The sequence below is a fragment of the Streptomyces sp. NPDC029041 genome, from assembly GCF_040637515.1.
Taxonomy (GTDB): Bacteria; Actinomycetota; Actinomycetes; order Streptomycetales; family Streptomycetaceae; genus Streptomyces.
In genome coordinates this window covers 38,945-60,225 of the sequence record NZ_JBEZWO010000006.1, presented here as the reverse complement: position 1 = coordinate 60,225, position 21,281 = coordinate 38,945, and the positions used below count along the sequence as shown (strand labels likewise).

Sequence of the window (21,281 nt, the reverse complement as noted above, 5' to 3'; positions counted from 1 at the left end):
GTACCGCGGCACTCGCCAGCACGGCAGTCCGCGTACGCCGTCGGAGGGAGGGCCGCCCGTATGACCTCGTACGCCGTCGTGATCCCCACCCTCGTGCCGGACACCCTCGCCGACTGTCTCGGCGCGCTCGCGGCCGCGACCGGGCCGCGCCCCGAGGAGATCGTCCTGGTCGACGACCGGGCCGATCCCGAACCCGGGTCGCTGCGGCACCCGTTGAGCGTCCTCGGCGACCTGCGGGAGCGGACCACCGTGCTGGGCGGCGGCGGTCGTGGGCCCGCCGCCGCCCGCAACACCGGCCTGCGTGCCGTGCACACGCCGTGGACCGTGTTCCTCGACGACGACGTCCAGGTGGGGGCCCACTGGTGCGGGCAGCTGGCCGAGGACCTCGCCGGGGCGTCCCCCGACACCGCGGGCGTCCAGGGCGTCCTCGCCGTGCCGCTGCCCGGCGGACGCCGTCCCACCGACTGGGAACGCGGCACCGCGGGACTCGTCCGGGCCCACTGGGTCACCGCCGACATGGCCTACCGCACCGAGGTCCTCAAGGAGGTCGGCGGCTTCGACGAACGCTTCCGGCGCGCCTTCCGTGAGGACGCCGACCTCGCGCTGCGCGTCCTCGACGCGGGCTGGCGCATCCGGCAGGGCCGCCGCACCACCCGCCACCCCGTGCACGGCGCCTCCCGCTGGGCTTCCGTGCGCCAGCAGCGCGGCAACGCCGACGACGCCCTGATGCGGCGTCTGCACGGCCCCGACTGGTGGGACAAGGCCGTCGCGCCGCGCGGCCGGATCCGCACCCACGCGGCCATCACGACCGCCGGTCTCGCCGCCTGCGCCCTCGCCGCCGCCGGGCACGGCCGGGCGGCCACGGCCTGTGCGCTCGGCTGGGCGGCGGGCACGGCGGAGTTCGCCCGCGCCCGTATCGTCCCCGGCCCGCGCACCCGGCACGAGGTCGCGACGATGCTGGCGACCAGCGTGCTCATCCCGCCCACCGCGACCTGGCACCGGCTGGCAGGTGCCTGGCGCCACCGTCACACCCCCGCCTGGCAGGAGGAGGCCATCCCGTGAGCCCGGTGAAGGCCGTGCTGTTCGACCGTGACGGCACGCTCGTCGAGGACGTCCCGAACAACGCCGACCCCGACCGCGTACGCCCCGTCGAGGGCGCTCGCGAGGCGCTCTCGCTGCTGCGGGAGCGCGGTCTCCGCACCGGTGTCGTCACCGGCCAGCCGGGTGTCGCGGACGGACTGCTCACCGACGCCGACGTCCGCCGCGTCCAGCGCCGTGTCGACGAACTCCTCGGCCCCTTCGACGTGTTCGCCGTCTGCCCGCACGGCCCCGACGACGGCTGCCACTGCCGCATGCCGCAGCCCGGCATGCTGCTGTGGGCGGGCGGCCGGATCTGCACCGGGCCCGCCGAGCTGGCCGTCATCGGCTCCACCGCGGCGGACGCCGAGGCCGCGCGCCGGGCGGGCGCCCACGGCATCCTCGTCCCGAACGGGCACACGCGCCCCGAGGAGGCCGTCCGGGCCGACCACGTCGCCCCGGACCTGCTCACGGCGGTCCGGGCGCTGCTGGACGGACCACCGAAGGGCCGCGTCCTCGCCGACGAACGCCCCATCCGGCAGGCGTTCACGACGGGCCCGTGAACCGGCCCGGACCCGGGTGGCCACGAGTGACGGCCGATGCCGCGTCGAGTGGCCGAGGCCCCTGCCCGGGGGCAACCCGTGACGGCCGCACCACCCGCTGCGGCGGCGGGCCAGCCGCAGAAAAGCCGCACGGCACCCGATGAGCGTGTCGGCGGCGGCGGGGCCGGGCCGGGCGCGGCAGGCTGCTGGCATGACTTCGGACCCGGCGGCGCAGCCCGCCCGCCCCCGTCTCCTCGTCCTGCGGGCCCTCGGGCTCGGGGACCTGCTCGCCGGCGTCCCGGCGCTGCGCGCGCTGCGGCGGGCCCACCCGGAGCACGAACTCGTGCTGGCGGCACCCGCCGAGCTCGCGCCGGTCGCGGCCGCCACGGGGGCCGTGGACCGGCTGCTGCCCGCGAGTGCCCCCGGCCGGGCCGTCCCGCCCACGCTCGACTGGACCGGCCCGCCCCCGGACATCGCCGTCGACCTGCACGGCAACGGCCCGCCCAGCCACCGGCTGCTCCTGAGCCTGCGCCCGCACAGACTCCTCGCCTTCGCCCACCCGGAGCTGCCCGGCATCGAGGGGCCGCCCTGGTACCCGGAGGAGCACGAACGCGACCGCTGGTGCCGGCTGCTGCGGGCCTACGGCATCGACGCCGACCCGGGCGACCTGTCGCTGCCCCGCCCGCGGCCGGCGTCCCCGGCGCCCGGGGCGGTCGTACTGCATCCCGGCGCCGGGTCGCCCGCGCGCTGCTGGCCCGTCGAGCGGTACGCGGCCGTCGCGGCCGCACTGCGCGCCCGGGGTGGGCGGATCGTGGTGACAGGAGGCGCGGCCGAGAGCGACCTGGTGGCCCGGCTCGCCAAGGAGGCCGGCCTGCCGGACACCGACGTGTTCGGCGGCGGCCTCCCGTTCGAACGGCTGTCCGCGCTGGTCGCCGGTGCCTACGCCGTGATCAGCGGCGACACCGGCATCGCCCATCTCGCCGTCGCCCACGGCACGCGCTCCGTCACCCTGTTCGGCCCGGTTCCGCCGAGCCGCTGGGGCCCGCCGCCCGACCCGCGCCACCGTGCGCTGTGGTACGGCCCGGAGGGCGATCCGCACGGCCGCCGACCCGATCCGGCGCTGCTGCGCATCACCGCCGACGACGTGCTGCGCGCCGTCGGCGAACTGCCCGGCGCGCAGCGGTCGTAGCGGCCCGCGTCGTGCTCAGCTCCCGCACCACCGGCACATCAGCCGGAACCCGGCGAACATCGTCAGGGGCCATATCGCGGCGAACGCCCAGATCACACCGGGCTCGGACGTGATGATCCCGGCCACCATCAGCCCCGCCGACATCGCGAACAGGACCGCCACGGTCCAGACGCGGGGGCGGTAGGAGGCCAGACGGGCCAGGACGCGGGCGGGATCGGGGCGGCGGCTCACTCGATGGGTACGCAGTTTGCGGTCGAGGCGACGGTCGCGGCGCAGGGCCCTTTCCATCTCATCGAGGATGCGCTGCTCGTTCTCGGGAAGTCGGCCGATGGACACGCTCTCTCCTTCCGGGCGGCCGGACCGTCTCTCCACCCAGGGGGACGTGCGGCGGGGAAGTACAGCGGGGGACGTACAAGCGGATGCCCCGTGGGGCCGCTGAGCTAACCGGGCACCGGGCGCGCCAGTGCCTCGACGAGCCGGTCCGCGCTGTCCGGCACGGCGCCCTCGCGGAATCCGTCGCGGATCTGCCGCGCGGTCACCCGGCCGCCGGTCAGGCACCAGTCCCACCAGCGGTCCAACTGCCGCACGTCCAGCCGCTCGGCGGGCACCAGCGCGGGCCAGCCGCAGGCACGGGCCTGCGCGGTCAGCTTGGCGCCGCCCGCGACGGGGTCGACGGCCAGCACCGGCGTGCCCACCCGCAGCGCGATCACGAGCCCGTGCAGCCGGTCGGTGACGACCAGGTCCAGCCGGGCCAGCACGGACTGCAGTTGCGCGGGCGTGGCGCTCAGGTGCCAGTCGTGCGTGTCCAGCCGGGTCTCCAGCTCCAGCCTTCCGCAGTCCTTCGTGGCCAGCCAGCGCGTCACCTCCTCGGCGACCTGCCCGTGCCGCCGCAACTGCCCGTACTCGTGCTGCCCGTGCGCGAGGATCACCCCGACCACGGGCCGCGCCGGCACGTCCGGGGCGCGGGCCGCGAGGTCCTCCACCGGCTCGCTGTCCGGTCCGTCCCGGGGCAGCACGCGGTGGAAGCCGGTCACGGCCGGGCTGCCGGGGTCGATCACCGAGGTGCCGACGGCGATCCGCACGCAGTGCGCGAACCTCCGGTGCAGCTCCTCCACCTGCGGCCCGTGCAGCGGGCCGCACACGAACACGAGATGGGTGTAGTCCTCGGGCCACAGCCGGTCCAGATGCAAAGCCTCCGGACGGAAGCGGGGGCTCCAGGCGACGTCGTAGGGGATGCCCGTCCCCCGCAGCACGTCCTCCACCCGGCGCAGGGCCAGCACGTCCCCGGCGGTCGCCTCCCGGTCCTGGAAGCTGAACCACCCGGTGAGCAGCACCCTGCGCGGTCGCTTGCCCTGTTGTGTGTGCACAAGCCCTGAGTGCCCGTCCTCCGGTAAGACATTCAGGGCATTACGGTCACCACCCGAGTCGTCACGGGGGGTGGAACGAACCGCCCGGAAAGGTCGGTGGCGTGGGTCTCAAGGGATGGGCCGACGCGTCATCGAGCGGAGCAACGATGCGCATGTACGTGATGTCGAACATGATGCGTGGTTTCGGTCATGGGAGGGCGTCCTCTTACCGTGGCGCCCGGTTCGTGCAGGCGCGACGCACGAGGGCAGCCGGCGGCTCAGCCCGGCAGCCCCTCCCGTCGGGCGTCGAGCAGTAGCAGCGGACAGGCGCTGAAGGACCTGCAGGCGGACCTGCAGAAGCTGACGGCTGCCTGGGCGGACACCCCCGAGCGCCTCGCGGCCTACGTCCGGGCGGACGGCCTGCACACCGCCTTCAACTTCGACTTCCTCATGTGCCGTTGGGACGCCGGGGACCTTCGGGCCGTCATCGACGACTCCCTCGATGCTCGGCGCGGTGGGCGCACCGGCCACCTGGGTCCTGTCCAACCACGACGTCATGCGCCACCCCAGCCGCTACGGCCGTACCGCGGAGCGGAGCTGGAGGGTCGACACGCGCTACGAACCCGAAGGCCCGCTCGATCCCGCCCTGGGCACCCGGCGTGCCCGCGCCGCCGCCCTGCTGATGCTCGCGCTGCCCGGCGGCGCCTACGTCTACCAGGGCGAGGAACTCGGCCTGCCCGAAGTCGAGGACCTGCCCGAGTCCGTCCTCCAGGACCCGATCTGGGAACGCTCCGGCCACACCGGCCGGGGCCGCGACGGCTGCCGCGTCCCGATTCCCTGGTCGGGTCCGGCGGCCCCCTACGGCTTCGGTAGCGGTGCCGCGCCCTGGCTGCCGCAGCCCGACGACTGGGCGGGGCTCGGCGTCGAGGCCCAGACCGGCGACCCCGCCTCCATGCTGGAGCTCTACCGCTCGGCCCTGCGCATCCGCCGTGACCACCCCGCCCTCGGCGACGGCGGCATGACCTGGCTGGACGCCCCGGAGGGGGTGCTGGCCTTCCGCCGCGAACCGGGCTTCGTCTGCGTGGTGAACCTCTCCGGAACGCCGTACGAGCTGCCCGCGCACACCGCGCTCCTGCTGGCCGGCGGCCCTGTCGAGGGCGGGCTGCTGGAGCCGGACCAGGCGGTGTGGCTGGGGTCGAGCACGCGCACGGGCGCCGCCCGGCCCCGCGTCTGCCATGAAGTCCCAGACCGCCGGGGAGCCGACGCCGCAACAGAGCCGGCGGCGCACGGACGAGCGGGTCAGATGCTGAAGGGCCCCGTCAGCCGGCGTGCGCCACCGGTTCCTCCACCTTCGCGTTCGCGTCCACCTTGCCGCCCGGGTGCCGCAGGGCGCACAGGAAGGCGATGCCCAGGGCGATGGCCATCCCGTAGAACACCCACTGGTTGGCCTCCGCGAAGTCCATGCGGATCGCCGGCATCGCGTCCCGGGTGGCCTCGGCGGCGGGGCCGGTGCCGGTGGGCGGCCGGGCGTCGCCGTTGCCGGTGACCGATTCGGTGACGTCGCGCGCCACGCCCTCCGCCGTCCCCGCGGGCACGCCCCGGGACTCCAGGGTGCCCGTGACGTTGTCGGTCGTGACGTGCGTCAGGACCGTGCCGTAGACCGCCATGCCCACGCTGGCGGCGAAGTTGCGCACGGTCTGGGTGATGCCGGTGACCTCGCCGTAGGAGGTGCCGATGGCCCGGTTCACGGCGTCCGTCGACGCCGGCGCCAGGATGAAGCCGATGCCGGCCCCGGCGAGCGCCGCGTAGAGCCACTGGTCGTGCATGGTCAGGTTGGTGAGCTCGCCCGCCCAGAGCGCGAACCCGACGGCGCCCACCACCCCGCCCAGTTTCAGGGCCGGCCTCGCGCCCTTCTTGTCGAGGATCCGGCCGCCCCACTGGGAGGCGATCGCGAAGCCCACGAAGATGTACAGCAGGAACAGCGCCGCCTGGTTCGGCGAGGCGCTCAGCGACACCTGGGCGTAGACGGAGGCGAAGAAGAACAGCGGGACGAAGGCGAGCATCGCGAAGAACAGCACCAGCGCGTCCACGCTGAACGCCTTGTCGCGGAAGACCCGCAGATCGATCAGCGGATGCTGCACCCCGCGTTCGTAGCGGACGAACCCGGCCAGCACCGCGAGGCCGCCCACGATGCACACCCAGGTCGCCCAGCTGTCCCAGCCCCAGGAGAACGCCTGCTGGAAGCCGAGGACGCTCAGGCCCATGCCGATCGCGATGAGGACGGCACCCGGCACGTCCAGCGTGCCGGACCGCCGCCGGTCGGGGATGTGCGCCAGGGCCGTCAGCACCAGCGCCACGATCGCCACCGGGACGTTGACCCAGAACACGGCCCGCCAGGTCCAGTCGGTCAGCCAGCCGCCCAGCAGCGGGCCGATCGCGGTCAGCGCGCCGGTGATCCCGAAGAACAGCGCCAGGGCACGCCCGCGGCGCTCGACCGGGAAGACCGTCACCACCACGGCCAGAGCCGCGGGGAACAGCAGGGCAGCCCCCAGCCCCTGGGCGGCGCGGAAGATGATCAGCCAGGCCTGTGCGGCGCCCCCCTCGGGAACACACCCGCACAGCACCGACGAGACGACGAACACCAGCGTGCCGATCACGACGACCCGGCGCGGCCCGTAGAGGTCCGCGAGACGGCCGCCGAGGGCGAAGAACGCCGCGAGGGCCAGCAGATAGGCGTTGACCACCCACTGCATGCCGGAGGACGACAGACCCAGTTCGCGGACGATGTCCGGGGCCGCGATCGACACGATGGTCTGGTCGATGAAGGTCATGGCGACGGCGAACATCATCGCCGCCAGCGCGACGCTCTGGTGCGGTGCGGATCGGGAGGGGGCCGCGGCCTCGCCGCGCCCCGGGCGCGTGCTGCTCACTGCTTCAGTCTGCGCCCGGCCGTGGCGTGTCGCATCACAGGGCCCATCGGTCCCGGGAGTCACGCCGATACCGCGAAACGTGCTCTCCGGCAACCCTTCAGCGGTGTGAGGACGGCCTCCTCGGCCATGTGACCGTGGTCCGCCACGGATGCAGCGTCGAACGTGCAGGATGCGGGCACCAAGGAGGACAGACAGTCGAACGACGGGAGAGGCAGACGATGGTCCCAGCGGAACCGCAACCCCAGGGGATCGGCATACCGGCCGAATCCACTGCGGGCGAGACCAGGGTGGCGGCCACGCCGGCCACCGTGGGGAGACTCGTCGCGCTCGGGTACGACGTCACGGTCGAACCGGGGGCGGGAGCCTCGTCCCGCTTCTCCGACGCGGCCTACGAGGAGGCGGGAGCCCGGCTCGGCGACCCGTGGCAGGCGGAGATCGTGCTGAAGGTCAACGCCCCCTCGACCGAGGAGATCGGCCGGCTGCGCGACGGGGCCACGCTGATCGCGCTGGTCAGCCCCGGCCTCAACCCGGACCTGGTCGAGGACCTGGCACGGCGTCCGATCACCGTGCTCGCCATGGACGCCGTGCCGCGCATCTCGCGCGCCCAGTCGCTGGACGTCCTCAGCTCGATGGCGAACATCGCCGGCTACCGGGCCGTGGTCGAGGCCGCGCACGCCTTCGGCCGCTTCTTCACGGGCCAGGTCACCGCCGCCGGCAAGGTGCCGCCCGCCAAGGTGCTCGTGGCCGGGGCCGGAGTGGCCGGGCTCGCCGCGGTCGGCGCGGCCCGCAGCCTCGGCGCCGTGGTCCGCGCCACGGACCCGCGTCCCGAGGTCGCCGAGCAGGTGCGTTCCCTGGGCGGCGAGTTCCTGACGGTCTCGACCGAGCAGGAGGTGAGCACCGACGGCTACGCCAAGGCCACCTCGGACGACTACAACCGGCTCGCGGCGCAGATGTACGCCGAGCAGGCCGCCGACGTCGACATCATCATCACCACCGCGCTCATCCCGGGCCGTCCCGCGCCGAGGCTGATCACCGCCGAGGACGTGGCGCGCATGAAGCCCGGCAGCGTGATCGTCGACATGGCCGCCTCCCAGGGCGGCAACGTCGAGGGCACGGTCGCCGGCAAGGCGGTCGTCACCGACAACGACGTGACGATCATCGGCTACACCGATCTGCCCGGCCGGCTCCCCGCCCAGGCCTCGCAGTTGTACGGCACGAACATCGTCAACCTGATGAAGCTGCTCACCCCGGGCAAGGACGGGCGGCTCGTCCTCGACTTCGACGACGTGGTGCAGCGGTCGATGACCGTGGTCCGCGAAGGCGAGAAGACCTGGCCGCCACCCCCGGTCCAGGTGTCCGCCGCGCCCGCACCGGCCGCGGCCCAGGAGCCGGAACCGGCCGCCGCCGAGACACCCGCCAAGCCCGCCCGCCCGGCCTGGTCCTCCTACGCCCTGGTCGGCGTGGGAGCGCTCGCGCTGTTCCTGGTGACGGCCTTCTCCCCGAGCGAACTCCTCGGCCACTTCACGGTGTTCGTCCTGGCGATCGTCATCGGCTTCTACGTCATCGGCAATGTGCACCACGCGCTGCACACCCCGCTGATGTCGGTCACCAACGCCATCTCCGGCATCGTCGTGGTCGGTGCGCTGCTGCAGATCGGGCAGGGCGACACCGCCGTCACCGTGCTGTCGTTCGCCGCGATCCTGCTGGCGAGCATCAACATCTTCGGCGGATTCGCCGTCACCCGCCGCATGCTCGGCATGTTCTCGAAGGGCTGATCAGGGATGACCACAGACACGGCCGCCCAGGCCGCCTACGTCGTCGCCGCGCTGCTGTTCATCCTCAGCCTCGCCGGCCTCTCCCAGCACAAGACGTCCCGCTCCGGAGTCGTCTGGGGCATCGCGGGCATGGTCGTCGCCCTCGCCGCCACGGTCGGGCTCGCCTCCCGCAGCATCACCGCGACCGGGCTCGTCCTGATCGCCGTCGCCACGGCCCTCGGCGCGGGCATCGGCCTGTGGCGGGCCCGGGTGGTCGAGATGACCGGCATGCCGGAGCTGATCGCCATCATGCACAGCCTCGTCGGCCTCGCCGCCACGTTCGTCGGCTGGAACGGCTACCTCGACGTCGACGCCGAGCTGTCCGGTTCGCTGCTGGGCATCCATCACGCCGAGGTGTTCATCGGGGTGTTCATCGGCGCCGTCACCTTCACGGGTTCCGTCGTCGCCTACCTCAAGCTCTCGGCGCGCATCAACTCCCGGCCGCTCACGCTTCCCGGCAAGCACGTCCTCAACATCGGCGCGCTCGTCGCGTTCGTCGCGCTGACGGCGGCGTTCGTCGTACGCCCGAACATGGGCCTGCTCATCGCGGTCACCGTGATCGCGCTCGCCCTCGGCGCGCACCTGGTCGCCTCCATCGGCGGCGGTGACATGCCGGTGGTGGTCTCCATGCTGAACAGCTACTCCGGCTGGGCCGCCGCCGCTTCGGGCTTCCTGCTCGCCAACAACCTGCTCATCGTCACCGGTGCGCTGGTCGGCTCCTCCGGTGCCTACCTGTCGTACATCATGTGCAAGGCGATGAACCGCTCCTTCATCTCGGTGATCGCGGGCGGCTTCGGCACCCCGGCGGCGGCCGCCGACGAGGGCGAGCAGGGCGAGCACCGGGAGATCAACGCCGAGGAGACCGCCGAACTGCTCGGCAACGCCACCTCGGTCATCATCACGCCGGGCTACGGCATGGCCGTCGCGCAGGCGCAGTACCCGGTCGCCGAACTGGCGCGCAAGCTGCGCGACCGGGGCGTGGAGGTGCGGTTCGGCATCCACCCCGTGGCCGGCCGGCTGCCCGGGCACATGAACGTGCTGCTCGCCGAGGCCAACGTGCCGTACGACATCGTCCTGGAGATGGACGAGATCAACGACGACTTCGCCGCCACCTCGGTCGTCCTGGTCATCGGCGCCAACGACACGGTCAACCCGGCCGCCACCGACAACCCGTCCAGCCCCATCGCCGGCATGCCGGTGCTGCACGTGTGGGAGGCGGCGAACGTGGTCGTCTTCAAGCGGTCCATGGCCGCCGGGTACGCGGGCGTGCAGAACCCGCTGTTCTTCCGCGAGAACACCCAGATGCTCTTCGGCGACGCCAGGCAGCGCGTCGAGGACATCCTGCGCGGTCTGGACTCCCTGGACGCGCCGGTCCGGGAGATGGCCGGCACGTCACGCTGAGCGCGGTGCCCCGCCGGTACGGACCGGCGGGGCACCGGCGTCCCTGGGGTGCGGTCGGCCCGGTATCGGCGTTGACTGGTGAAGAGGACATCACGACACGCCTGGCACGCGACGGAACGAGCAGCCGCGCTGCGCCACCGTCAAGTTGCGGAGTCGGCCATGACCCATCAGCTACGGATACGCGTGTGCGCGCTGCTGGCCACCGGACTGCTGGCCCTCTCCGGCAGTTGGGCGTACGCGGCTCCCGCCCGTGACGACATGGGCCAGGACATCGAAACGGCCGTGCAGGGCGTCGACGCCTACTGGGACGCCCACTGGTCCGAGTTCTTCACGGAGACCTACATCTCGCCCACGGTCCTGGGGGAGTACGACGGCGCGTCCGCGGACGTCCCCACCTGCGACGGCGAACCGCTGGCCGACGACAACGCCTTCTACTGCGGGACGGACGAGGACTACCTCGCCTGGGACACCGACCTCATGCGATCCGGCTACCAGTACGGGGACGCGTTCGTGTACCTGGTCGTCGCGCACGAGTGGGGCCACGCGATACAGAACCGCCTCGAGGCCGAACTGCGCACCCTGGACGCCGAGTTGCAGGCCGATTGCCTGGCCGGTGCAGAGCTCGACGGCGCGTCCCGGGACGGAACGGTCGTCTTCGAGGACGGGGACGTCGACGAGATACGCACGGCCCTCGTCCGCGACGCCGACACCACGCCCTGGACGCAGGAAGGGGACCATGGAAGCGCCGACGAGCGGGTCGACGCCTTCGCCCTGGGGCAAGAGCAGGGCGTCGAGGGGTGTTTGCCGGACGAGGCGTCCACCGAAGGTGAGGTGGCGGCCTACGGCCGATGAGAACGGCGGAGGCCGGCCCGACATGGTGTCGGGCCGGCCTCTCGCGGTGTCCTCGGTCAGTCCGTGCCGGACTCCATCGCCGCGCGGTCCAGCCACGCGTCCTCCTCCGAGACCTCGCCCCGGGAGGCGATGACCTGGGCGCCGCCCTGCGGCAGCTCCGGCATGGTGCCGATCAGCCCGGTCGCGGCGGCCTGGGAGGCGCCGATGGTGGGGCTGCCCGTGCCGATCAGGCCGATGCCCGCGTACTGCTCCAACTTGGCGCGGGAGTCGGCGATGTCGAGGTTGCGCATGGTGAGCTGGCCGATCCGGTCCACCGGGCCGAACGCGGAGTCCTCGGTGCGCTCCATGGACAGCTTGTCCGGGTGGTAGCTGAAGGCCGGGCCCGTGGTGTCGAGGATCGAGTAGTCCTCACCGCGCCGCAGCCGCAGCGTCACCTCGCCGGTGACGGCGGCGCCGACCCAGCGCTGCAGCGACTCGCGGATCATCAGCGCCTGCGGGTCCAGCCAGCGGCCCTCGTACATCAGCCGGCCGAGGCGCCGGCCCTCGGTGTGGTACTGGGCGAGGGTGTCCTCGTTGTGGATCGCGTTGACGAGGCGCTCGTAGGCGGCGTGCAGCAGGGCCATGCCCGGGGCCTCGTAGATGCCGCGGCTCTTGGCCTCGATGATCCGGTTCTCGATCTGGTCCGACATGCCCAGGCCGTGCCGACCGCCGATGGCGTTGGCCTCCATGACCAGGTCGACGGGGGTGGCGAACTCCTTGCCGTTGATCGACACCGGGCGGCCCTCGGCGAAGCCGATCGTCACGTCCTCGGCGGCGATCTCGACCGACGGGTCCCAGAACCGGACGCCCATGATCGGCTCGACGGTCTCGACGCCGGTGTCCAGGTGCTCCAGCGTCTTGGCCTCGTGGGTGGCGCCCCAGATGTTGGCGTCCGTGGAGTACGCCTTCTCCGTGCTGTCCCGGTAGGGCAGGCCGTGGGCCAGCAGCCACTCGGACATCTCCTTGCGGCCGCCGAGCTCGGTCACGAAGGCCGCGTCGAGCCAGGGCTTGTAGATCCGCAGGTGGGGGTTGGCGAGCAGGCCGTAGCGGTAGAACCGCTCGATGTCGTTGCCCTTGAAGGTCGAGCCGTCGCCCCAGATCTGGACGTCGTCCTCCAGCATGGCCCGCACCAGGAGCGTGCCGGTGACGGCCCGGCCGATCGGGGTGGTGTTGAAGTACGCCCGTCCGCCCGAGCGGATGTGGAACGCGCCGCAGGTCAGCGCGGCCAGGCCCTCCTCGACCAGCGCGGCTCGGCAGTCGACCAGGCGCGCGATCTCGGCGCCGTAGGTCGTGGCACGGCCGGGCACCGAGGCGATGTCGGGCTCGTCGTACTGGCCGATGTCGGCGGTGTAGGTGCACGGGACGGCGCCCTTGTCGCGCATCCACGCGACCGCGACGGAGGTGTCGAGACCGCCCGAGAAGGCGATGCCGACGCGTTCGCCGGCGGGCAGGGAGGTGAGGACCTTGGACATAGAAAGAGTATGTATCACTTTGCATAGTCATGCAAGCCGGGTATGCGAATTCGCCGTTCCGGTTGCTTCCGGGTCAGGAACCCGCTGCCTCGGAGCCGCCGCCCAGCGCGCCGAGGATCCGCTCGGCGGCCAGTGTCGGGGTGAGCTCGCCCTCCCGGACCCGCTGCTCCAGCACCGGTGCCAGCGCCCGTACGGCAGGGTCGGCCCGCAGGCGGCCGAGGAGTTCGTCGCGGACCATGGTCCAGGTCCAGTCGACCTGCTGGTCACGGCGCTTGGCGGTGAGGCGGCCGGTGGAGTCCAGCAGGGTGCGGTGCTGCTCCAGGCGCTCCCACAGCGTGTCCAGGCCGGTCGACTCACGGGCGCTGCAGTGCAGCACCGGCGGCGTCCAGAAGGCGTCCTTGCCGTGCATCAGCCGCAGGGCGCCCGCCAGTTCCCGCGCGGCGGCCCGGGCGTCGCGCTCGTGCGGCCCGTCCGCCTTGTTGACGGCGATCACGTCGGCCAGCTCCAGCACGCCCTTCTTGATGCCCTGGAGCTGGTCGCCGGTGCGGGCGAGGGTGAGCAGCAGGAACGTGTCGACCATGTTCGCGACGGCGGTCTCGGACTGGCCGACGCCGACCGTCTCCACCAGGATCACGTCGTAGCCGGCCGCCTCCATCACCACGATCGACTCACGGGTGGCCTTGGCGACCCCGCCCAGCGTGCCGGCCGTGGGGGAGGGGCGCACGAACGCCGCCGGGTCCACGGCCAGGCGCTCCATCCGGGTCTTGTCGCCCAGGATCGAGCCGCCCGTACGGCTGGAGGACGGGTCGACGGCCAGCACCGCGACCCGGTGCCCGAGCGAGGTCAGCAGCGTGCCGAACGCGTCGATGAACGTCGACTTGCCCACGCCGGGCACCCCGCTGACCCCGATCCGCCGGGCCCGGCCGCTGTGCGGCAGCAGCGCGGTCAGCAACTCCTGGGCCAGTGCCCGGTGTTGCGGCCGGGTCGACTCGACGAGCGTGATCGCGCGGGCGATGATCGCCCGCTTCCCGTCGAGCACACCCTTCACATACGCGTCGACATCGATCACAGCTCGTGCCCGAGGCCGTCCGACAGCCGCCGCACCAGGTCGTACGCCGCGTCCGGGATCACCGTCCCGGGCGGGAAGACGGCCGCCGCGCCCATCTCCAGCAGCGTCGGCACGTCCTGCGGCGGGATCACACCGCCGACCACGACCATGATGTCCTCGCGCCCCTCCTCGGCCAGCGCCTCGCGCAGCGCCGGGACGAGCGTGAGGTGACCGGCCGCCAGCGACGAGACGCCGACGATGTGCACGTCCGCCTCGACGGCCTGCCGGGCCACCTCGGCCGGCGTCTGGAACAGCGGGCCGACGTCCACGTCGAAGCCGAGGTCGGCGAAGGCGGTGGCGATCACCTTCTGGCCGCGGTCGTGGCCGTCCTGGCCCATCTTCGCGACCAGGATGCGCGGGCGGCGGCCCTCGGCCTCCTCGAAGGCGGACACCAGCGTGCGGGTGCGGTCCACGCTCGGGGACTCTCCGGTTTCGTTGCGGTACACGCCGGAGATCGTACGGATCTGCCCCGCGTGCCGGCCGTACACCTTCTCCAGGGCGTCGGAGATCTCCCCGACGGTGGCCTTCGCGCGGGCCGCGTGCACGGCCAGCTCCAGCAGGTTGCCCTCGCCGCCGGCCGCCCGGGTCAGCGCGTCCAGGGCGTCCTGGCAGGCCCGCTCGTCGCGCTCCGCGCGCAGCCGCCGCAGCTTCTCGATCTGCTGGGCGCGCACGGAGGAGTTGTCGACCTTCAGGACCTCGATCTGCTCGTCGGACTCCACCCGGTACTTGTTGACGCCGATGACCGGCTGGCGGCCCGAGTCGATCCGGGCCTGCGTACGGGCGGCCGCCTCCTCGATGCGCAGCTTCGGGATGCCCGCGTCGATGGCCTTGGCCATACCGCCCGCGGCCTCGACCTCCTCGATGTGCTGCCAGGCGCGCCGGGCCAGGTCGTACGTCAGCTTCTCCACGTACGCGCTGCCGCCCCACGGGTCGATCACGCGGGTGGTGCCGGACTCCTGCTGGAGCAGCAGCTGGGTGTTGCGGGCGATGCGCGCCGAGAAGTCGGTGGGCAGCGCGAGCGCCTCGTCCAGGGCGTTGGTGTGCAGCGACTGCGTGTGGCCCTGGGTCGCCGCCATCGCCTCGACGCAGGTGCGCGTGACGTTGTTGAACACGTCCTGCGCGGTCAGCGACCAGCCCGAGGTCTGCGAATGGGTGCGCAGCGACAGCGACTTGGCGTTCTGCGGGTCGAACTGCTTCACCAGCTTCGCCCACAGCAGGCGCGCCGCCCGCAGCTTGGCGACCTCCATGAAGAAGTTCATGCCGATCGCCCAGAAGAACGACAGCCGCGGCGCGAACGCGTCCACGTCCAGCCCGGCTTCGCGCCCCGCGCGGATGTACTCCACGCCGTCCGCGAGCGTGTACGCCAGCTCCAGGTCGGCCGTCGCACCCGCCTCCTGGATGTGGTAGCCGGAGATGGAGATGGAGTTGTAGCGCGGCATCCGCTGCGAGGTGTACGCGAAGATGTCGGAGATGATCCGCATCGACGGCTTCGGCGGATAGATGTAGGTGTTGCGGACCATGAACTCCTTCAGAATGTCGTTCTGAATGGTTCCGGCCAGCTTCTCGGGCGGGACGCCCTGCTCCTCCGCGGCGACGATGTACAGCGCCAGCACCGGCAGCACGGCGCCGTTCATCGTCATCGACACGGTCATCCTGTCCAGCGGGATGCCGTCGAACAACTGCCGCATGTCGTAGATCGAGTCGATCGCCACGCCCGCCATGCCGACGTCACCGGTCACCCGCGGGTGGTCGCTGTCGTAACCCCGGTGCGTGGGCAGGTCGAAGGCGACCGACAGGCCCTTCTGCCCGGCCGCGAGGTTGCGCCGGTAGAAGGCGTTGGACTCCTCGGCCGTCGAGAAACCGGCGTACTGGCGGATCGTCCAGGGCTGGTTGACGTACATCGTCGGGTACGGGCCCCGCAGGTACGGCGCCGCTCCCGGCCGTGTGTCGAGGAAGTCCAGGCCCTCCAGGTCACGGCCGGTGTAGAGCGGCTTGACGGCGATGCCCTCCGGGGTCTCCCAGAGCAGGTCGTCCCCGCCGGAGGCGTTCTTGACCGCCGTACGCCACTCGTCGGCGCCGCCGTCGGGGGCCGGAGTGCCCAGCTCGATCCCGGAGAAGTCGGGGATGGTCATCAGGACGCAACTCCCATGCGATCGAGGGTGGCGGACAGCACGGCGACGGCGTCGCAGCCCGCGAACACGTACGCGTCGACCCCGGCGTACTCCCCGGGGCGGCCCGCGAGGAACACATGCCGTGCACCGGCGGCCTTCAGCTCCTGCACGGTGGCCTCGGCCTGCTCCGCGTACAGCGCGTCGCTGGAGCACAGCACGGCCTCCGCCGCCCCGCTCTCCTCGAAGGTGCCCTCCGTGACCGGCTCGATGCCGCCGGCCTGGAAGAGGTTCGAGGCGAAGGTGAGGCGCGCGGTGTGGGCGGCGGCCGGGCCCAGCGCGGCGAGGAAGATCCGCGGCCGGGACCCGGTCGCGGCGAGATGGGCGTCGGAGCGGGCGCGCAGCGCCTCGTACGCCTCGTCACGGCGCACGCGCGGCAGCCCGCCGGAGCGCGGCTCGGGAGCGTCCGCGCGGACGACCGGCTTCTCCGCCAGGAACGGGAACTCGCTGACACCGGTGATGGGTTCGCGCCGCTTGGCCAGCCGGCCGGTGCGGGCCTGCCAGGTCTCGGCGAGATCCCCCTCCAGGTCTCCCGACCGCAGGGCGGCCGCCAGACCGCCGAGCCGCTCGATCCGCCGGAAGAACTCCCAGCCCGCGTGGGCGAGTTCGTCGGTGAGCCGCTCCACGTACCAGGAGCCGCCCGCCGGGTCGGTCACCCGGGCCAGGTGCGATTCCTCGATGAGGATGGTCGAGGTGTTGCGGGCGATCCGGCGCGCGAACGCGTCCGGCAGGCCGAGGGCGTGGTCGAAGGGGAGCACGGTGACCGCGTCGGCCCCGCCGGCACCGGCGGCCAGCGTGGCGATCGTGGCGCGCAGCATGTTCACCCACGGGTCGCGGCGCGTCATCATCACCGGCGACGTCACGACGTGCTGGAGCTGCGCCCCCGCGCGCGGCGCCCCGCAGGCCTCGGCCACCCGGGCCCACAGCCGGCGCGCGGCCCGCAGCTTGGCGATGGTCAGGAACTGGTCCGCGGTCGCCGCGTAGCGGAACTCCAGCTGGGCGCAGGCCCGTTCGACGTCCAGGCCGGCTCCGGTCAGCTCCCGCAGATACGCCACCCCGGTGGCCAGCGAGCAGCCCAGCTCCTGGGCGGCCGAACCACCGGCCTCGTGATACGGCAGCGCGTCCACGGTCAGCGCACGCAGCCCCGGGGACTGCCCGGCGCACAGCCGCGCGAGCTCCGCCGCCGGTGCGGTGTCGCATCGCTGACCGGTACGGGCCTCGTGCCCGAGCGGATCCGCGCCCAGATTGCCGCGCGCGGCGTCCCGGGCGACTCCCCGCTCCTCGTACAGGCGCAGCAACTCCCGCGCGGCGGACTCGGTGTCGCGCCCCGCGTCCAGGACGACGGGCGCCAGATCGAGGTACACGCCGTCGAGGACCCGGCCGAGGTCCGGCAGCGCGATGCCGCCTTCTCCGACCGTCAGCCAGAGCGAGGTGACGCCGTTCTCCAGGTCCCCGAGCACCGCGTCACGGTCGGCCACCGTGTGCCGTTGCCGTACGTCCCAGCCGCCGACCGTGTTCCCCTCGGGGCGGCCGCCGCGCACAAAGGGGGCGAAACCGGGGAATCCCGGCTCGGGCGCGGCGTCGTGGGCGGTGTAGAGAGGGCGGGTGCGCAACCCGTCCTCCAACGCGGTGGACAGGGCTTCCTCGGCCTCGGCGCCCTCGACGTCCTTGCCCGATTTGCGCAGCACACCCGCCACAAGGCGCTGCCACTGCTCATGGGGCACGTCAGGGAACTCGCCGGCCAGCTCAAGCCCGTCGTCAGGCAGGACCGTCATGCTCGGATGTTAGGCCACGTTAACGAACGAGCAGCAGAGGGAACGGCTGTGACCTTGCCCTCGCTGTGGCTGTGACCTCGCTCTCCCCGCCCGTGCGACCTGCCCAAGAGGGCCGGAGACCGCCGCCCATGGTAGCGACGGATCCGCTGCCGGGGGCCGAATCGTCACCGTGCCGGCCGTGCATGCCCGGCCATGCGGCGCAGAGCACACATGCGGGCGGGCGGGCGGCAGTGTGCGCACGGAGCCCCTGGGTAGATGAACGACCGGAAGGACACCTGGCAACACGAACAACAACGAAAGAGCCCCACATGGTCATCCCGCTTATGAAGCAGGCGGAAGATGAGCCGGGCACGGAGGAGCGGGCCATCCTGCGCTACGGCGTGGCCTGGGCCGAAGGCGCAGCGTGTGCCGTCGAGGCACGCCGGGCGCTGCACGCGTTTTTGTCGCACATACCGTGTACCGGCCGCACACCCGTGCCGGCCCCGCTGGCGATCGATGCCGAACTGGTCGTCAGCGAACTGGTCACCAACGCGATCCGGCACGCACCCGGCCCCTGCGGGATGAGTCTCCGGCTGTCCGGCGACGGACTGGCCATCACCGTGTGGGACACCTCCTCCGAGCAGCCGGTGGTCATGAGGCGCGACGGGCGGCGCTTCGGCGGTCACGGGATGCACGTGGTGCACACGGTCAGCAGTGAGGTGACCGTCGTGTTCCTGGGCGACGGCAAGGAGATCACTGCCTGCCTGCGCCCCGTGCCGGACGACGACTCCGACGAGGTGCTCGAAGCGGGCCCCGCCGCTTGATCCCGACGACGCGTCCTCCTGCCGGAGGCGTTCACCACCCGGTGAACAGCAGATGGTTCAGCAGCAGTGCGAGCAGCGCCTGCGCGGCGAGCCAGAGGCGCGGGCGGTCGAGGAACGCGCAGGCCGCGAGCAGCCACAGGGCGAAAGGGAGCCAGATGCGTTCCGTCTCCGCCTTGCTCATGCCGGACAGGTCCGCGACGAGCAGGGCGGCCAGCGCGGCGCACACGAGGAACGCCAGGCGCACCTCGGCCCGGGGCCCGGTGCGGTGCCGGACCAGGGCCGCCCCCGTCCGCCGCAGCCCCGCCGCCGTCGCCGGACCCGTGACGAGCACCGCACAGGCCAGGTTGGCCCACACCCAGTACCCATAGGGACGGATGCCGCCCGCGCCCTGGCCGTAGCGCGTGACCAGCAGGCGGTAGGCCTCCCACCAGTCGAAACCCGCGAGCGTGAACAGCGTCGGCACCACGGCGAGTCCGGCGAGCAGCGCCACCGGCAGCACCGGGCGCTCCCTGATCCCGCGGCGGCCGAGCACCAGGACGGCCGCCGCGGTCAGCGCGACGAGGGTGAGGCCGTACGACAGGTAGCAGGTCACGCCGAGCAGCAGCCCGGACGCGCCCGCCCACCCCGGAGATCCCCGGGTGACCGCCAGCGCGAGCAGTGCCACGGCCCAGGCCGCCACCGCCGCGAAGTACGCGTCGGCCGAGGTGCCCATCCACACGGCCGCCGGGGCCAGTACCAGGAAGGGGGCCGCCCGGCGGGCGAGTGCCTCGTCGGCCAGGGCGCGGACCGTGATCAGCACGGCCACGCAGGCGGTCGCCCCGACGGTGATGCACCACATCCCGGCCCAGCCCCCGCCCCGCAGCCCGATCCGGTCGAGCAGCACGAAGGTGAGCGTGGCGGCGGGCGGGTGCCCGGCGACATGGGCGGGCCAGTTGTCGGGGGAGTCGAGCAGGATGTGCCCGGTGAAGCCCCGCAGCGCTGCCGGGATGTCGTCGAAGCGGTCGATGACCCGCAGGTACTCGTGGCGGGTGGTGAGCCGGCGGGCGATGCCCCGGTGCCACCCGTCGACCAGGGCGAGACAGAGGATCCACGCCATGGCCGTGCCCCAGGCGGCCGGGAGCAGGGCACGCCAGGGGAGACGGGCCGCCAGGACGGGGCCGTACGCCACGGTGCCGATGGCGATCAGGACGGCGGCGGGGGTGCCGGGGCCCGTGTGCGGGGCCCAGGACGCCAGCAGCGGAGGCCAGTCGACGAACAGCGTCCGGTCGGCGTCCTCGATGCGACGGCCAGCCAGTACGGCCGCCGCCACGAGCAGCGCGGCGGCACCGGCGGCGTACATGTCGCGGCGCAGGCCTCGGGACGGGGCGGTGGGAGGGGTGCGGATCACACCGGCACGCTAGGCCGCGCGGCCGGTCGCGGACCGCCGACCGGGCCCGACGTCAGCGTTTCGTCATGGGTCGCGCACCCTTTCGCGGGGGGTGCGCGGCCTACCGTCGGCTCATGCGAGACGATCCACGCGATCCGCGGCTCCCCACGTCCCCCGGCTTCTGGCGCAGCCCCCTGCGGGGCCCCTGGTTCACCTCGGTGCTGGGCCTGGTCCTGCTGGCCGGCATCACCGTGCTGTTCGTGACGGGGCTCCTCTCGTACGCCGCCTACAACCCGGACCTGTCGTCCGTCAACGACAAGACCCCGGACAAGGGGATCCTCGGCTTCTACCTCTTCTCCTGGCCGACGAACCCGCACTGGCTGTACCGGCTGAACCAGGGCGTCCACGTCACCCTCGGCCTCACCCTGATCCCCGTCCTGCTGGCCAAGCTGTGGTCCGTCGCTCCCAGGCTGTTCGCGCTGCCGCCGGCCCGCTCGCTCGCGCACGCCCTGGAGCGGATCTCGTTGCTGCTCCTGGTCGGCGGCGGGCTCTTCGAGTTCGTGACCGGTGTCCTCAACGTCCAGCTCGATTACGTCTTCCCGGGCTCGTTCTACCCCCTGCACTTCTACGGCGCCTGGGTGTTCTTCGCCGCCTTCGTGGCCCACGCGGTGCTGAAGACACCCACGGCACTGCGCAACCTGCGCAGGCTGCGGGAGGAGAGCAACGACCTGGTCTCCCCGCGCCCCGCCGAGCCGACCGTCTCCCGGCGGGGCGCCCTGTGGTTCGTCGGGGGCGGCTCGCTGCTGCTGTTCGTCACGACCGTGGGGCAGAACTTCGGCGGCCCGCTGCGGCGCACCGCCCTCCTCGCCCCGCACGGCGGCGGCGAGCCCGGCAGCGGCCCGAACGGCTTCCAGATCAACAAGACAGCCGCCTACGCCGGGATCGACCCGGCCGAAACGGCCGGGGACGCGTGGCGGCTCGTCGTCACGGGACGTACCGGAACGGTCCGCCTCAGCCGGGCGCAGCTCGCCGGACTCCCGTTGCACAGCTCGGCGCTGCCCATCGCGTGCGTGGAGGGCTGGTCCACGCCGGACCAGTGGTGGCGCGGGGTGCGGCTGCGCGACCTCGCGGCCCTCGTCGGGTACGAGGACGACCCGCCGGACGTGTTCGTCGAGTCCCTCCAGCGGCACGGCGCCTTCCGCAGGGCCGCCTTGCGCGCCAACCAGGTGGCCGACCCGCGTTCCCTGCTCGCCCTGTACGTCAACGGCGAGGAGCTGTCCCCCGACCACGGCCACCCGGCGCGGATCATCGTGCCCGCCGCGCCCGGTGTGCTGAACACCAAGTGGGTGGCCCGGATGACGTTCGGAGACCTGTGATGCGAGGACGCGTCGCCATCGGC

At 72.8% G+C, this 21,281-nt stretch carries 16 protein-coding genes and 1 pseudogene; 9 read left to right on the top strand and 8 right to left on the bottom strand.

Annotated features, from left to right (window positions below; genetic code table 11):
- Positions 1-60 precede the first annotated feature (60 nt).
- The 3 genes from AB0F04_RS16450 to AB0F04_RS16440 all read left to right on the top strand — a co-directional run bounded on the left by AB0F04_RS16450 (position 61) and on the right by AB0F04_RS16440 (position 2,808).
- Entirely contained in the window at positions 61-1,062 is a 1,002-nt protein-coding gene (locus tag AB0F04_RS16450) for a glycosyltransferase (protein ID WP_362042083.1), read from the top strand.
- Positions 1,059-1,640, top strand: a complete 582-nt coding sequence (locus tag AB0F04_RS16445; protein ID WP_362042081.1) for an HAD-IIIA family hydrolase — start codon at positions 1,059-1,061, stop codon at positions 1,638-1,640. The genes AB0F04_RS16450 and AB0F04_RS16445 overlap by 4 nt, the downstream gene beginning before the upstream one ends.
- A 190-nt stretch (positions 1,641-1,830) precedes the next feature.
- On the top strand, positions 1,831-2,808 hold the full coding sequence (locus AB0F04_RS16440) for a glycosyltransferase family 9 protein (RefSeq protein WP_362042079.1): 978 nt from the start codon (positions 1,831-1,833) through the stop codon (positions 2,806-2,808).
- A 15-nt stretch (positions 2,809-2,823) separates the two neighbouring features.
- On the opposite strand, the gene AB0F04_RS16435 is transcribed toward AB0F04_RS16440, so the two are convergent.
- Positions 2,824-3,144: a DUF3040 domain-containing protein gene (locus AB0F04_RS16435; protein ID WP_362042077.1), complete on the bottom strand. Its 321-nt coding sequence runs from the start codon at positions 3,142-3,144 to the stop codon at positions 2,824-2,826.
- 104 nt (positions 3,145-3,248) lie between these two features.
- Complete coding sequence (locus tag AB0F04_RS16430; RefSeq protein WP_362042074.1) at positions 3,249-4,175, bottom strand: polysaccharide pyruvyl transferase family protein; 927 nt, start codon at positions 4,173-4,175, stop codon at positions 3,249-3,251.
- Between the two features lie 348 nt (positions 4,176-4,523).
- On the opposite strand from AB0F04_RS16430, the pseudogene AB0F04_RS16425 reads away from it, so the two are divergent.
- Positions 4,524-5,346 (top strand): annotated as a pseudogene (locus AB0F04_RS16425) (DUF3459 domain-containing protein); the annotation flags it as partial.
- Between the two features lie 127 nt (positions 5,347-5,473).
- On the opposite strand, the gene AB0F04_RS16420 reads toward AB0F04_RS16425, so the two are convergent.
- Positions 5,474-7,003 carry an MFS transporter gene (locus tag AB0F04_RS16420; protein WP_362042794.1) on the bottom strand — a complete coding sequence of 510 codons (1,530 nt, stop codon included), beginning with the start codon at positions 7,001-7,003 and terminating at the stop codon, positions 5,474-5,476.
- Between the two features lie 299 nt (positions 7,004-7,302).
- Between AB0F04_RS16420 and AB0F04_RS16415 the strand changes: the two genes are divergently transcribed.
- The 3 genes from AB0F04_RS16415 (at position 7,303) to AB0F04_RS16405 (ending at position 11,151) form a co-directional block, all read left to right on the top strand.
- Positions 7,303-8,859 (top strand): Re/Si-specific NAD(P)(+) transhydrogenase subunit alpha, encoded by a 1,557-nt coding sequence (locus tag AB0F04_RS16415; protein ID WP_362042071.1) that lies wholly within the window; start codon positions 7,303-7,305, stop codon positions 8,857-8,859.
- 6 nt (positions 8,860-8,865) lie between these two features.
- Entirely contained in the window at positions 8,866-10,299 is a 1,434-nt protein-coding gene (gene pntB, locus AB0F04_RS16410) for a Re/Si-specific NAD(P)(+) transhydrogenase subunit beta (RefSeq protein WP_362042069.1), read from the top strand.
- Positions 10,300-10,458: 159 nt separating this feature from the next.
- Entirely contained in the window at positions 10,459-11,151 is a 693-nt protein-coding gene (locus tag AB0F04_RS16405; protein WP_362042066.1) for a hypothetical protein, read from the top strand.
- A gap of 56 nt (positions 11,152-11,207) precedes the next feature.
- On the opposite strand, the gene argG is transcribed toward AB0F04_RS16405, so the two are convergent.
- The 4 genes from argG to AB0F04_RS16385 all read right to left on the bottom strand — a co-directional run bounded on the left by argG (position 11,208) and on the right by AB0F04_RS16385 (position 17,713).
- Positions 11,208-12,662, bottom strand: coding sequence for an argininosuccinate synthase (gene argG, locus AB0F04_RS16400; RefSeq protein WP_362042063.1), 1,455 nt, complete (start codon positions 12,660-12,662; stop codon positions 11,208-11,210).
- A gap of 73 nt (positions 12,663-12,735) precedes the next feature.
- The gene (gene meaB, locus AB0F04_RS16395; RefSeq protein WP_362042061.1) at positions 12,736-13,731 is read right to left on the bottom strand and encodes a methylmalonyl Co-A mutase-associated GTPase MeaB; all 996 of its coding nucleotides are present in this window, start codon (positions 13,729-13,731) and stop codon (positions 12,736-12,738) included.
- Positions 13,728-15,902 carry a methylmalonyl-CoA mutase gene (gene scpA, locus AB0F04_RS16390; protein ID WP_362042058.1) on the bottom strand — a complete coding sequence of 725 codons (2,175 nt, stop codon included), beginning with the start codon at positions 15,900-15,902 and terminating at the stop codon, positions 13,728-13,730. The genes meaB and scpA overlap by 4 nt, the downstream gene beginning before the upstream one ends.
- Positions 15,902-17,713, bottom strand: coding sequence for a methylmalonyl-CoA mutase family protein (locus AB0F04_RS16385; RefSeq protein ID WP_362042055.1), 1,812 nt, complete (start codon positions 17,711-17,713; stop codon positions 15,902-15,904). Before AB0F04_RS16385 ends, scpA begins: the two co-directional genes overlap by 1 nt.
- A gap of 308 nt (positions 17,714-18,021) precedes the next feature.
- On the opposite strand from AB0F04_RS16385, the gene AB0F04_RS16380 reads away from it, so the two are divergent.
- The gene (locus AB0F04_RS16380) at positions 18,022-18,516 is read left to right on the top strand and encodes an ATP-binding protein (RefSeq protein ID WP_362042053.1); all 495 of its coding nucleotides are present in this window, start codon (positions 18,022-18,024) and stop codon (positions 18,514-18,516) included.
- 31 nt (positions 18,517-18,547) lie between these two features.
- Here AB0F04_RS16380 and AB0F04_RS16375 read toward each other — a convergent pair whose 3' ends face one another.
- Positions 18,548-19,855 (bottom strand): hypothetical protein, encoded by a 1,308-nt coding sequence (locus tag AB0F04_RS16375; protein ID WP_362042792.1) that lies wholly within the window; start codon positions 19,853-19,855, stop codon positions 18,548-18,550.
- Positions 19,856-20,016: 161 nt separating this feature from the next.
- Here AB0F04_RS16375 and AB0F04_RS16370 point away from each other — a divergent pair, with 161 nt between their 5' ends.
- Complete coding sequence (locus AB0F04_RS16370; RefSeq protein WP_362042051.1) at positions 20,017-21,258, top strand: molybdopterin-dependent oxidoreductase; 1,242 nt, start codon at positions 20,017-20,019, stop codon at positions 21,256-21,258.
- Positions 21,259-21,281 lie beyond the last annotated feature (23 nt).

Excerpts from the sequence above, each read along its gene's own strand:
- AB0F04_RS16370 (WP_362042051.1), top strand. The coding sequence starts at position 20,017 with ATGCGAGACGATCCACGCGATCCGCGGCTCCCCACGTCCCCCGGCTTC.
- AB0F04_RS16440 (WP_362042079.1), top strand. The coding sequence starts at position 1,831 with ATGACTTCGGACCCGGCGGCGCAGCCCGCCCGCCCCCGTCTCCTCGTC.
- AB0F04_RS16405 (WP_362042066.1), top strand. The coding sequence starts at position 10,459 with ATGACCCATCAGCTACGGATACGCGTGTGCGCGCTGCTGGCCACCGGA.
- pntB (WP_362042069.1), top strand. The coding sequence starts at position 8,866 with ATGACCACAGACACGGCCGCCCAGGCCGCCTACGTCGTCGCCGCGCTG.
- AB0F04_RS16375 (WP_362042792.1), bottom strand. The coding sequence starts at position 19,855 with ATGTACGCCGCCGGTGCCGCCGCGCTGCTCGTGGCGGCGGCCGTACTG.
- scpA (WP_362042058.1), bottom strand. The coding sequence starts at position 15,902 with ATGACCATCCCCGACTTCTCCGGGATCGAGCTGGGCACTCCGGCCCCC.
- argG (WP_362042063.1), bottom strand. The coding sequence starts at position 12,662 with ATGTCCAAGGTCCTCACCTCCCTGCCCGCCGGCGAACGCGTCGGCATC.
- AB0F04_RS16415 (WP_362042071.1), top strand. The coding sequence starts at position 7,303 with ATGGTCCCAGCGGAACCGCAACCCCAGGGGATCGGCATACCGGCCGAA.
- AB0F04_RS16450 (WP_362042083.1), top strand. The coding sequence starts at position 61 with ATGACCTCGTACGCCGTCGTGATCCCCACCCTCGTGCCGGACACCCTC.
- AB0F04_RS16380 (WP_362042053.1), top strand. The coding sequence starts at position 18,022 with ATGGTCATCCCGCTTATGAAGCAGGCGGAAGATGAGCCGGGCACGGAG.
- AB0F04_RS16420 (WP_362042794.1), bottom strand. The coding sequence starts at position 7,003 with ATGATGTTCGCCGTCGCCATGACCTTCATCGACCAGACCATCGTGTCG.
- AB0F04_RS16385 (WP_362042055.1), bottom strand. The coding sequence starts at position 17,713 with ATGACGGTCCTGCCTGACGACGGGCTTGAGCTGGCCGGCGAGTTCCCT.